The following is an 11,785-nucleotide window of genomic DNA, read 5'->3' as shown; positions in this document are numbered from 1 at the left end:
ACCCATTTGCTGACTGAAGAAGGCATCGCCTACCTGTACAAGGCGCGATCCCTGGAAGAACGCCAGGCCATGATCGCTGCGGTGGCGGGTGTCACGGCCATCGGTTTGCGGCATAACCCCAGGGACACGCTGCGGATGCGTCGCGAAGGCTTGATCGCCTTGCCTGAAGACCTGGGTATCCGGCGCACCGACGCCAGCCGCGAACTGCTGGCGGCCAAGAGTGTGGCCGACCTGGTGGAATGGTCGGGTGGCCTCTACAACCCGCCCGCCAAATTCAGGAGCTGGTAAATGCACGCCTTCAATCTGCAAGCCCAACCCCTGTCCCTGGCCGAGCGCCTGGCGGACTTCGCGGTGGAAGCGCTGATCGACGAAGCCGACCTGTCGCCCAAGCCGGCCTTGGTGGACCGACGCGGTAACGGTGCGCACACCGATCTGCATCTGGGCCTGATGCATGCCTCGGCGTTGTCGCTTTGGCCGATGTTCAAGGAGATGGCCGAAGCGGCGCAAGGCATGGATAACGTCGGCGACATGACGGAAAACACCGGCCACTGTAGGAGCGAGCTTGCTCGCGATGGTGGTCCAGGCGCCGCGGGGTATCAGGTTCCCCGCGTTATCGTTGACGCCCATCGCGAGCAAGCTCGCTCCTACAGGGAGTTGCGTGAAGCGCTGGGCCGCATTGGTCGCGAAGGCGAGCAGGTGATGCTGCAGACCACCTGCGGCGTGAATACCCATCGCGGGGCTATCTGGGCCTTGGGGCTATTGGTGGCGGCCGCCGCGCTGGACCCTCGCTCCGTGACCGCCAATGCCCTGACCCTGCGCGCCGCGCGCCTGGCCTTGCTGGAAGACCGTTACGCGCCCAACAGCACCAGCCACGGCAGCCAGGTCGCGCAACGCTACGGTGCTCGCGGTGCCCGTGAAGAGGCACAGCTGGGCTTCCCGGCGGTGACCCGCCTCGGCCTGCCGCAACTCCAGCGCAGCCGGCTCGCCGGTCACGGCGAACAGAACGCCCGGCTGGATGCCTTGCTCGCGATAATGACCACGCTGGCCGACACCTGCGTGCTCTACCGCGCCGGCGTGCCCGGTCTGCAGGCCATGCAACAGGGCGCCCGCGCCGTGCTGGAGGCGGGCGGCAGCGCTAGCCTGGCCGGACGGCGCTGCCTGCATGAATTGGATCAACAGCTTTTGGCGATGAACGCTTCACCGGGGGGCGCGGCGGATCTGCTCGCCGCCTGCCTGCTGATCGACCGCCTCGAACAGGAAGCCTTGTGATGGAAAAATTGTCCTTTGAATTCCCCGCCGGGCAACCGCCCAAAGGCCGGGCACTGGTGGGCTGCGTCGGCTCGGGTGACCTGGAAGTGTTGCTGGAACCCGGCCATCCCGGCACGTTGTCGATCCAGGTGACGACCTCGGTGAACGGCAGCTCCGCCCGCTGGCAACACTTGTTCGAGCGGCTGTTCGACGGCCAGTTGCCGCCTGCGCTGAGCATCGCCATCCATGATTTCGGTGCCACCCCCGGTGTGGTCCGCTTGCGCCTGGAGCAAGGTTTCGAGGAGATCGGCCATGACTGACAGCGAGCGTTTGTTGCACAAGCACAGCTTCGTCGAACTCGGTGCTCGGCAGCGGGCACGGGCCTTGCTCGATCGCGGCAGTTTTCGCGAGTTGCTCGACCCGTTCGCCCGGGTCATGTCGCCTTGGCTCGAACGCCAGGGCGTGGTGCCCCAGGCCGACGATGGCGTGGTGATTGCCAAGGGCAGCATCGACGGCCTGCCGGTGGTGATCGCCGCCATCGAAGGCGCGTTCCAGGGCGGCAGTCTCGGTGAAGTGGGCGGCGCGAAAATCGCCGGCGCCTTGGAGTTGGCTGCTGAAGACAACCGCAACGGCATTCCGACCCGCGCCGTGTTGCTGCTGGAAACCGGCGGCGTGCGTTTGCAGGAGGCCAACCTGGGGTTGGCGGCCATCGCCGATATCCACGCGGCGATTGTCGATCTGCGCCGTTATCAGCCGGTGATCGGCGTGGTGGCGGGTAGCGTCGGCTGTTTTGGCGGCATGTCCATCGCGGCGGCGCTGTGCAGCTATCTGGTGGTGACCCAGGAGGCCCGCCTGGGTCTCAACGGCCCGCAGGTGATCGAGCAGGAGGCCGGGCTGGACGAGTACGACTCCCGTGACCGGCCGTTTATCTGGAGCCTGACCGGTGGCGAGCAGCGTTTCGCCAGCGGCCTGGTGGATCGTTATGTGGCCGATGACGTGGTGTTGATCCGGCAACAGATTGCCGAGTTGCTGGAGGCCGGTTTGCCCGATGTGCAACGCAGCCGGCAGGCGGACTGGTACCTGCGACGGCTGGCCGAGCTGGATGCCGAACCTCAAATCGATCCGGCCACGGTACGCCGTCTTTTCCAAGGAGATCGCCCATGAGCGCTTATTCCCTGCGCGGTTTGCACTGGTTCCAGGCGCTGGCCTCAGGCGCTGACGAAGTGTCCGGCCTGCCGCCTTCATTGAAAGTGGCGGATGGCCAACTCGCTGGCCAGCCGGTGCGCTTTCTGGCGGTGGTGGCCGATCCGGCCAATCGTTTTGTCCGTGCCCGCAACGGCGAGGTCGGGCTGCTGGAAGGCTGGGGCCTGGCCAAGGCCGTGGACGAGGTGATCGAGGCCGACAGCGGACGGACGGACAAGCGCGCCCTGGTCGCCATTGTCGATGTGCCGAGCCAGGCTTACGGCCGTCGCGAGGAAGCCCTGGGGATTCACCAGGCCCTGGCCGGTGCGGCGGACAGTTATGCCCGGGCCCGCCTGGCGGGGCATGCGGTGATCGCGCTGCTGGTGGGCAAGGCCATGTCCGGGGCATTTCTGGCCCACGGTTACCAGGCCAATCGGCTGATCGCCTTGCGCGATCCCGGGGTGATGGTCCATGCCATGGGCAAGGCCTCGGCAGCGCGGGTGACCTTGCGCAGCGTCGAAGAGCTGGAGGCCCTGGCCGCCAGCGTGCCGCCGATGGCCTATGACATCGACAGTTACGCCAGTCTCGGCCTGCTCTGGGAAACCCTGACGGTGGAGCAGATCGAGCAGCCGACCGCGAGTGATCTGGCTAGGGTCATCGACCGCTTGCTCCCGGCCATTAGCGACATTGAAGCCACCGGGGCTGATTTGAGCTCCCGTCTGGGCGCGACCAAACGTGCGGCATCGAGCAAGGTTCGCCAACTGTTGCGTGAGCAATGGTGAACGGGTTTCTGGCCCATGACCTGGCCTTTGACGGTGTTCGCCTGGACACGTTGCAAGCGTTGTTGCGTGAGGAGGGAAACCGTCGACCCTAGACACCGCTCAGGCTACGAAGGACAAAAAACAATAACTTCGACGATGCACTTTGAGGACAACAACAATGATTATTTACGGTGTGGCACTGCTGGCGATCTGTACGCTGGCAGGGGTGTTTGTGGGTGACATGCTCGGCGTGTTATTGGGCGTCAAGTCCAACGTCGGCGGGGTCGGTATCGCGATGATCCTGCTTATTCTCGTGAAGTTGTGGACGCACAAGCGCGGCGGCATGACCAAGGAATGCGAGCTGGGCGTCGGCTTCTGGGGCGCCATGTACATTCCGGTGGTGGTGGCCATGGCCGCGCAACAGAACGTCGTCGCCGCCTTGCACGGCGGCCCGGTGGCCGTGCTGGCCGCCATCGGTTCGGTAGTGACCTGTGGTTGCACCATTGCTTTTATCAGCCGGATCCACAAAGGCGAGCCCTTGCCGGATGAGCCTGAGGACATAACCTCGGATGCCGCCTCGATCGGGAGACACTGATATGTGGAATCTCATGGAAGCGGGTCTGAAACATAACGATCTGGTCACAGCGTTCGCATTCGTCGGCGTGATCATGTGGATCTCCGTAGTGCTATCAAAACGCCTGACGTTCGGACGGATTCATGGCTCGGCGATTGCCATCGTCATCGGCTTGGTGCTGGCCTGGGTCGGCGGCACGATCACCGGTGGGCAGAAAGGCCTGGCGGACATCGCGGTGTTTTCCGGCATCGGCCTGATGGGCGGCGCCATGCTGCGGGACTTTGCGATCGTCGCCACGGCCTTCGAAGTGCAGGCCACCGAAGCGCGCAAGGCCGGGTTTATCGGGGCGCTCGCGCTGCTGCTGGGTACCGTGCTGCCGTTTATCGTCGGGGCGTGCATCGCCTGGGCATTCGGCTATCGCGATGCAGTGAGCATAACCACCATTGGCGCCGGTACGGTGACCTACATCGTCGGTCCGGTCACCGGCGCGGCGATTGGCGCCAGCTCCGATGTGGTCGCGCTGTCGATTGCCACGGGGTTGATCAAGGCCATCCTGGTGATGGTCTGCACTCCGATGGCCGCACGCTGGATGGGGCTTGATAACCCGCGCTCGGCGATGGTCTTCGGTGGGTTGGCCGGCACCGTCAGCGGTGTGACTGCGGGCCTCGCGGCGACGGATCGGCGGTTGGTACCGTATGGCGCGCTGACGGCGACGTTTCATACCGGGTTGGGCTGCCTGCTGGGGCCGTCGTTGCTGTACTTCATCGTTCGCGGGATTGTCGGCTAGGGCTTTGATTATTTGTTGAATGGGCTGCCGTCTTCGCGAGCAAGCCCGCTCCCACTTGGAATTCGTTCTCCTGTGGGAGCGGGCTTGCTCGCGAAGGGGGCGCCTCGGTTTCAGGCATGCCGATGGGCATACATCCGACACTCCGCCAACAACGCCAGCAGATTCGGGTCTCGCTCCTTGGCCTTCAGAAACACCACCCCAATGTGCTGCTGCAACCGATAGCGTTCCTGCAACGGAATCAGCTTCACCCGGTTCTCGTATACCGCGGCAACCCGCCCTGGCAGCAGCGCATAACCGACCCCGGAGCTGACCATGCTCAACAGGGTGAAGATGTCGTTGACCTGCATCGCCACCTTCGGCTCGAACCCCGCCTGCTTGAAGAACCGAATGCTGTCCTGGTGCGTTGCGAAGCCCTGGGTCAGGGTAATGAAGGTCTCGTTACGCACCTCGGCAAGGTCGACTTCGGTCCGTTGGGCAAACGGTGAGTCGGCCGGCGTGGCGAGGAAGATATCGTCGGTAAACAGCTGAATCTGCTCGCAGTCCGGGTCGTTGACGCTGCCGTCCAGGGACACCAGGATCGCGTCGACTTCCATGTTCTTGAGCTTGTACAGCAAGTCGATGTTCGAGCCGAGGATCAGGTCGATGTTTAGTTCGCTGCGGCGAATCTTCAGGCCCATGATTAGCTGCGGCACGGTCTTGACTGTCAGCGAATACAGCGAGCCGAGCTTGAAACGCTGGGCCGAGAAGCCGGCGGCTTCGCGGGTCAAACGTACGGTCTCGAGCACATCCTGAATCAGCTTCTGCGCTCGCTCTTCAAGCACATGGGCGCTTTCCAGTGGCGTCAGGTTGCGTCCTTCATGCTTGAACAGCGGGCAGCGCAATGCGCTTTCCAGCGAGTGAATGGCCCGGTGCACGCTGACATTGCTGCTCTGCAGTTCGGCCGCCGCACGGGCCAGGTTGCCGGTGCGCATGAAGGCCAGAAACACCTCAAGCTTTTTCAGGGTCAGTTCTTCGTCGATCAACATGGCGCAGACTCTTTTTCAGTCCGTTGATTATGCCCAAGCGGTGTTGTGTTGTGTTGCCCGATGTGCGAATGCGTTCGCCAGAGGCGGTAGCTGTACAGTCGGCTTCAATACCGCCGCATAATTCGTTCGTCTCTATCTCCGACTTCCTTTGTGACCGAGACCGACAGTGACGGACACGTATTACTTCACCCCGACCGCCAGCTCGTGGATGAACGGGTTGAGTGCTTCTTTCGCGACACCGCTTCAGCTCGATAACGTCGGGCCACGCTGAGGCAGCAAATCAATCTGATCTGCTGGCACCAGCGTCCGAAGGGTCTTGTTCCGGGTTTAAGGCATGAAAATCTCAGCTCCCAAGAGTTGGCGGTTAGTTTTCTCGGGATTTCTTACAGAGCCTAAGGCACTGCTGTCGACGCGACAATCATTCATACGCCCAGTTCGACCAAGAACAAGGGAGGCAAACGTGCCCCCGAAATACATCAGACCAAGAAAGGAGCGACCAATACTTTTTTTCGAATGAAATCGCACATTGACGTCGATACCGAATCCGACTTGATCCATAACCTGGTGGACGCGGCGGCGAATGTGGCGGACGTGACTCAGTCGATCAGTTGCCGCACGACGAGGAAATTCACGTGTGTGGTGATGTCGGTTGCACCGATGTCGACAAGCGTTCTGAACATCAGGGTCCCAAGATGATCTGGTCGATTGCAGTCTGGCCCAACAGCTATAAGAACACGCGGAAATAGTTTGATGGGCCGTCTGAGACCAAAATCTAATATGCGAAAGTTCAAGTCAGTGGCAAGGTTGAGCATCCGTTTCGAGTGATCAAGCCTCAGCTTGGTAGTACCTGAAAACCAACAACAAAATGCCCTGAGAGAGATTGAATGAATAAGCTGTTCGGCAATATTAGCGTCAGCCTCAAACTGGGCCTGGGATTCGGCCTGGTTCTGGTCCTTACTATCGTCCTGGCCCTGATCAGTTGGACCAGCCTGGACAGCCTGATCTTCCGCAGCAACCGAACTGGCGAGGTCACCCAGTTAAACGCGTTGCTGACCAACGTACGCGTGAGCCGCCTGCAATACATGCTGAGCAATGGTGATGAAACCGCTGCACAGAATATGCAGGTCAATCTGGATGCGTTCATCATCCAGCAGCAAAAACTGATTGGTCATATGCAAAATCCGAAAAGCCTTAAGCTGGCCAAAGAACAAGCGGCTATCATCAGCAACTACCAGCAATCGCTGAATAAAATGCGCGACGCGTATCGCTCCCGCGGCAGTGCACGCCAAGTCTTCGGCGACAGCGGCGAAGCGGCCTTCAAGCTGATCGAGGCGGTCCGCCGTAGCGTGCTGCAAATGCCCCCAGGCGATGTGGAGCGTTTCGAACGCTTCCAGGCCATCACCCAAACCAAGGAACAGTTCCTGCTGAGCCGTTTCGAAGTTCGCGGTTACATCGCCGAGAGCACCCCAGATACCGAAAAAAAGGCCTTCAACCAGCTCAATGAAACCATCGATGGCCTGAAACAGCTTGGTGAACATTTCAGCTCGCCCCAACCGGATGCACTGCGCCAGCTGGAAACTGCCCTGGGCAACTACCGCACAGCCTTGCAGGCCTACAAAACAGCTATCAACGTCGTTACCCTGATGAGCAAGGAATTGGCCGACCAAGGGAGCGAGGTATGGGCCCTTAGCGACGCGCTTTACCAGATTCAACTCGATAGCCGCGACAGCGAAGTCGCCCATACTCGTACCCTGCAGTTGGGCAGTACCCTGTTGACCCTGCTGCTGGGTATTTTGGCTGCTTTCATCATCAGCCGCCAGATCACCCGTCCGATCCGCGACACCCTGGCAGTGGTCGAGCGCATTGCTGGCGGTGACCTCACCCAGAACCTGGTGGTGACCCGCCGTGACGAACTGGGGGTGTTGCAACAAGGCATCCAGCGCATGGGCACGACCCTGCGCGACCTGATCAGCGGTATCCGCGACGGCGTCACCCAGATAGCCAGCGCCGCCGAGGAACTGTCGGCCGTCACCGAACAGACCAGCACCGGGGTCAACAGCCAGAAAATCGAAACCGACCAGGTCGCCACGGCGATGCACGAAATGACCGCCACTGTTCAGGAAGTCGCGCGCAATGCCGAACAGGCGTCCCAGGCCGCCGCCGCGGCGGACGGTGAGGCCCGCGAAGGCGACAAGGTGGTCGGCGAGGCCATTGCCCAGATCGAACGCCTGGCCACCGAAGTGGTGCGTTCGACCGAAGCCATGACTGTGCTGCAGCAGGAAAGCGACAAGATCGGCACTGTCATGGACGTAATCAAGGCCGTGGCTGAGCAGACCAACCTGCTGGCCCTCAACGCGGCCATCGAAGCCGCCCGGGCCGGTGAAGCGGGTCGTGGTTTTGCGGTGGTGGCCGACGAAGTCCGCGGCCTGGCCCAGCGTACGCAGAAGTCCACCGAGGAAATCGAAGGCCTGGTGGCCGGTCTGCAGAACGGCACCCAACAAGTGGCCACGGTGATGAACAACAGCCGCGCCCTGACCGACAGCAGCGTGGCGCTGACGCGCAAGGCTGGTGTGTCACTGGGAAACATCACCCGGACGGTGTCCAACATCCAGTCGATGAACCAGCAGATCGCCGCGGCCGCCGAGCAGCAAAGTGCCGTGGCTGAAGAGATCAGCCGCAGCATCATCAATGTGCGCGACGCTTGCGAGCAAACCGCTGCTGCCAGCGACGAAACCGCTGCATCGAGTGTCGAATTGGCGCGGCTGGGCAACCAATTGCAGATGATGGTCAGCCATTTCAAAGTCTGACGAAGCGAGATCGCTCCCGGGCTTTGAGTGGGAGCGATCATCTAATTAAGTTAAGCAACAGTGATGGAATGGTAGGCATGATCTATTGCCGAATACTTGGCTCGGGAGCCTGCACCTAGCGAAACGATTAGATCCGTTTGGAATTGTTTTCCCAAATCCGGGGATTTAGAGCCTACCTCTAAGCGTCCGGCAAAGGCGTCTGTTTGGCCCCACGAAGCCCAGACATATTTGATCTGGCCCTGAGATGTTGTGAGCTATCTGAGAAAGCATCTCTTCAAGGCTGCCTGGGACGACGCTCTGGTTTACATGGCTTTGACTGGGGACGTCCGTGGTGCGCAACTGGAGCAGGCGCTGCGTGAATACCGGGTATACACATCCGCAGTTCATGATGAGCGATATGCAGTTGGCCCAGGCTTTCGCTGAGGCATTGCTCGCCACCGCCCGTCAGGTTACAGCCTGGAACCCCATTCCAAGGCATGCCTCTGAATAGACAGGCCACAGTGTGCTTGCTACCTTATTCAAAGGTAATACCTATGAATATCGGAGAGGCCAGCATGGCAACGTCGATCAAAATCGATGAGGACTTGAAACACCGTATCCAGCAGTTGGCGGGTGCCCGGCAACGTTCGGCTCACTGGATCATGCGTGAAGCCCTCTCTCAGTATGTGGAACGTGAAGAGGCCCGGGAAAGCTTCAAGCAAGAGGCACTCGCTTCATGGAAGGCCTACCAGGAAACGGGTCAGCATCTGACCGGGGCCGAGACCCGTGACTGGCTGAAAACCTGGGGGACTGAGGAAGAGTCGGAGCTTCCCAAGTGCCACGACTGATTGTCACCGCAGGTGCTGGTGAAGGGCTGGAGCGTTGCCGACGCTTCCTGTCGGAGAAAGACCCGCAGGTGGCGCGCAGGGCGGCTCAAACCATTGAACAGCAGTTGACTCGCCTGGAAACCGATCCCCAGATTGGTCGACCCTTTGCTGAATTACCTGAGTTGCGAGAGTTGGTCATTGCCTTTGGTGACGCGGGCTATGTCGCGCTTTACCGTTTTGTTCCCGCGGAAGAAGTCGTGTATGTATTGGCGTTCCGGCATCAGCGAAAGGCTGGCTACTGACAGGCCACCACCCTGAGCTGAAGGGGACTTGCCAGCCCCAATCCCGCCGTTCATAGTCTTGTCTATCAGCGAGGTTGTCGCACGATAAAGGCGTTCAGAATCAATGGATTGCAGTGGGGCTCGGCATGTCGTTTCCCGCTCCAAATACACAAAAACGCCACTCAATCGAGTGGCGTTTTTGTTTGTGCGTTTTTTGTGTTTGACGTTGAGATAGGCGACGACGACAGGGCTGGGCGAACCGCTCTCATTGCTGCTGATCGGCGGGTATTCGCTGTTGTTGCTGTGTAGCAACGCTGCAACCATCGTGATGATGTAGGAAGCCTTTCCTCGCCATCATCGGGCGACTTCCATTTCGCTGATCTCCAGTCTGGGAACCCTGATTTTTGGCGGCTTTTGCCCCTTTATCGTGAGCTGGATGATCGGGGCGACCGGTAATCCGATGGCGCCGGCCTGGTATCTGCTGGCGGCCATGTGTATCAGCCTGTTCGCACTGATCCTGTTTCCAGACAGCCTTGAGCGATTACGCTCGATCAGGCTTGCGAACTATTGCGCAGAAGCCGTAACGCAATAGCGTCAAGCTCCAGGCCCAGGGCCATCCGCTGGCAAAAAGCTCTAAGGTAATGACTAAAGATTATTTTTTTAATTTCTAAATGGAATATATCGTCAACCCCCAGGAACGGTGATTTTCTCTTGAGGGTTTCACGATGCGGCGTCTTACGACTTTGGCAATGGCTATGGCAGTCAGCGGTTCGGTATGGGCAGTGACTGCACCGGATACGCTGGTGGTGGCGCGTTCGATTGACGATATCGTCAGTCTCGATCCCGCCGAGAGTTTCGAAATTACCGCGACCAACACCTTGGTCAATGTCTATCAGCGTTTGATTGAACCTGACCGCCATGAGCCGTCCAGGCTGGTTCCGGCATTGGCTACGGGGTGGCAGGCCGGTAGTGACGACAAAAGCCTGACTTTCGAGCTGCGCGCCGGGGCCAGTTTTACCTCGGGGGACCCGGTACGTCCCGAGGACGTGATCTACTCGTTGCAGCGCGTCGTCAAGCTGAACAAAACACCGGCGTTCATCCTCGGTGAGCTGGGCTGGACGGCGGACAATATCGACGGTTTCCTGACCAGGGTGGATGAACATCACGTCCGAATTGCCTGGCCGGCAGCGGTGGGCAGTGCCTTCGCCTTGAATATCCTGTCGGCCACGCCCGTCGGTTTCATTGTCGATGCCGTGGAAGTCGAAAAACATACCCAGGGCGGCGACTTGGGCAATGGCTGGTTGAAAAATCACTCGGCCGGTACCGGGGCCTACGCGTTGCGCAGCTATACCCCGCATGAGGCCTTGGTGCTGCAGGCCAACCCGCATGCCGTCACCGCACCGAAACTGAAGACCGTGGTGATCAAGAACGTGACTGACCCGGCGGCTCGCCGGCTGCTGGTGGTGCAGGGCGACGCGGACCTCGCGTTTGATTTGGGCGCCGATCAGTTCAGTGCGCTGGAGCAGCAAAAGGGCCTGAAGGTCCAGCGTTTCCCCTCGTCGATGATCTATTACCTGGGCATCAACAGCGGCAACACGCAGGTGCCCGCCTTGAAGAATCCGGCCTTCTGGGAGGCCGCCCGCTGGCTGGTGGATTACCAGAGCATTTCCAAGGATCTGCTCAAGGGCCAGTACAGCGTGCACCAGGCATTTCTGCCCACGGGACTGGCCGGCTCACTGAGCGATACGCCGTTCAAGCTGGATGTGGACAAAGCCAGGTCCATCCTGAAGAAAGCCGGTATTGCCGAAGGAACGCGGGTCGAGCTGAGCGTGTTCAACCAACCGCCTTACACCGATATCGCCCAGGCACTGCAGGCCAGTTTCGCCAAGGCCGGTATCGACATTGCGGTACGTCCGCTGGTGGAAAGCGAACTGTGGGCGAAAATGCGCAGCCGTGACTATCAACTGATCTTTACCTATTGGGGCACCGACTACCTGGACCCTAACTCCAATGCCAGCACCTTCACTTACAACGTCGCCAATGGACCGAAAACCCTGGCCTGGCGCACCCAGTGGGACATCCCGCAACTGAGCGAAGAGACCCGCGCCGCAGCGGCTGAACGTGATCCGCGCAAACGCAGTGCCTTGTATGGTGACTTGCAACAGGCGGTGCAAAAGAACTCGCCGTTCGTGGTGGCTTTGCAAGGGCAGAACCAGGTTGCGGTGCGCGATGGGGTCCAGGGTGTGCTGCAAAACATCGCCGTCTCGCTGCCGTATTTCGATCTGGTGAGCAAGGTCAAGTGAGGAGGGGAGTC

The 11,785-nt window shown here is 60.3% G+C and carries 13 protein-coding genes and 2 pseudogenes; 14 read left to right on the top strand and 1 reads right to left on the bottom strand.

All coding sequences use genetic code 11. The annotated features are described in order from the left end of the window. The 7 genes from UCMB321_RS18840 to madM all read left to right on the top strand — a co-directional run. The coding region (locus UCMB321_RS18840) for a malonate decarboxylase subunit alpha (protein WP_209437190.1) at positions 1-288 on the top strand (288 nt) is incomplete at its 5' end. Next, a complete protein-coding gene (locus UCMB321_RS18835; protein ID WP_040069736.1) occupies positions 289-1,269 on the top strand; it encodes a triphosphoribosyl-dephospho-CoA synthase in 981 nt (326 codons plus the stop codon). Then, a complete protein-coding gene (locus tag UCMB321_RS18830; protein ID WP_040069734.1) occupies positions 1,269-1,568 on the top strand; it encodes a malonate decarboxylase subunit delta in 300 nt (99 codons plus the stop codon). Before UCMB321_RS18835 ends, UCMB321_RS18830 begins: the two co-directional genes overlap by 1 nt. Then, on the top strand, positions 1,561-2,412 hold the full coding sequence (locus UCMB321_RS18825) for a biotin-independent malonate decarboxylase subunit beta (RefSeq protein WP_040069732.1): 852 nt from the start codon (positions 1,561-1,563) through the stop codon (positions 2,410-2,412). Before UCMB321_RS18830 ends, UCMB321_RS18825 begins: the two co-directional genes overlap by 8 nt. Continuing rightward, entirely contained in the window at positions 2,409-3,212 is an 804-nt protein-coding gene (mdcE, locus tag UCMB321_RS18820; RefSeq protein WP_040069730.1) for a biotin-independent malonate decarboxylase subunit gamma, read from the top strand. Before UCMB321_RS18825 ends, mdcE begins: the two co-directional genes overlap by 4 nt. A 157-nt stretch (positions 3,213-3,369) precedes the next feature. Continuing rightward, positions 3,370-3,786: a malonate transporter subunit MadL gene (madL, locus tag UCMB321_RS18815; RefSeq protein WP_040069728.1), complete on the top strand. Its 417-nt coding sequence runs from the start codon at positions 3,370-3,372 to the stop codon at positions 3,784-3,786. 1 nt (position 3,787) lies between these two features. Next, the gene (gene madM, locus UCMB321_RS18810) at positions 3,788-4,552 is read left to right on the top strand and encodes a malonate transporter subunit MadM (RefSeq protein ID WP_040069726.1); all 765 of its coding nucleotides are present in this window, start codon (positions 3,788-3,790) and stop codon (positions 4,550-4,552) included. A 110-nt stretch (positions 4,553-4,662) separates the two neighbouring features. Here madM and UCMB321_RS18805 read toward each other — a convergent pair whose 3' ends face one another. Continuing rightward, positions 4,663-5,577 carry a LysR family transcriptional regulator gene (locus UCMB321_RS18805; RefSeq protein WP_040069724.1) on the bottom strand — a complete coding sequence of 305 codons (915 nt, stop codon included), beginning with the start codon at positions 5,575-5,577 and terminating at the stop codon, positions 4,663-4,665. Between the two features lie 396 nt (positions 5,578-5,973). On the opposite strand from UCMB321_RS18805, the pseudogene UCMB321_RS31495 reads away from it, so the two are divergent. From UCMB321_RS31495 to UCMB321_RS18780, 7 genes and pseudogenes are all read left to right on the top strand, one after another. Next, a pseudogene (locus UCMB321_RS31495) lies at positions 5,974-6,425 on the top strand (transposase); the annotation flags it as partial. 36 nt (positions 6,426-6,461) lie between these two features. Next, positions 6,462-7,481 (top strand): annotated as a pseudogene (locus UCMB321_RS31825) (methyl-accepting chemotaxis protein); the annotation flags it as partial. A gap of 39 nt (positions 7,482-7,520) precedes the next feature. Beyond that, positions 7,521-8,384 (top strand): methyl-accepting chemotaxis protein, encoded by an 864-nt coding sequence (locus UCMB321_RS31820; protein WP_425338584.1) that lies wholly within the window; start codon positions 7,521-7,523, stop codon positions 8,382-8,384. A 306-nt stretch (positions 8,385-8,690) separates the two neighbouring features. Further along, the gene (locus tag UCMB321_RS31815) at positions 8,691-8,807 is read left to right on the top strand and encodes a hypothetical protein (protein WP_425338583.1); all 117 of its coding nucleotides are present in this window, start codon (positions 8,691-8,693) and stop codon (positions 8,805-8,807) included. A 131-nt stretch (positions 8,808-8,938) separates the two neighbouring features. Next, positions 8,939-9,211 carry a CopG family ribbon-helix-helix protein gene (locus UCMB321_RS18790; protein WP_040069754.1) on the top strand — a complete coding sequence of 91 codons (273 nt, stop codon included), beginning with the start codon at positions 8,939-8,941 and terminating at the stop codon, positions 9,209-9,211. Then, positions 9,199-9,492 (top strand): type II toxin-antitoxin system RelE/ParE family toxin, encoded by a 294-nt coding sequence (locus UCMB321_RS18785; RefSeq protein WP_040069720.1) that lies wholly within the window; start codon positions 9,199-9,201, stop codon positions 9,490-9,492. Before UCMB321_RS18790 ends, UCMB321_RS18785 begins: the two co-directional genes overlap by 13 nt. A gap of 704 nt (positions 9,493-10,196) precedes the next feature. After that, the gene (locus tag UCMB321_RS18780; RefSeq protein ID WP_040069718.1) at positions 10,197-11,774 is read left to right on the top strand and encodes an ABC transporter substrate-binding protein; all 1,578 of its coding nucleotides are present in this window, start codon (positions 10,197-10,199) and stop codon (positions 11,772-11,774) included. Positions 11,775-11,785: the final 11 nt, after the last annotated feature.

The organism is Pseudomonas batumici (genome assembly GCF_000820515.1).
Classification (GTDB): Bacteria; Pseudomonadota; Gammaproteobacteria; order Pseudomonadales; family Pseudomonadaceae; genus Aquipseudomonas; species Aquipseudomonas batumici.
Note: the sequence above shows the minus strand (reverse complement) of the source record. Positions and strands in the feature narration are given on the sequence as shown.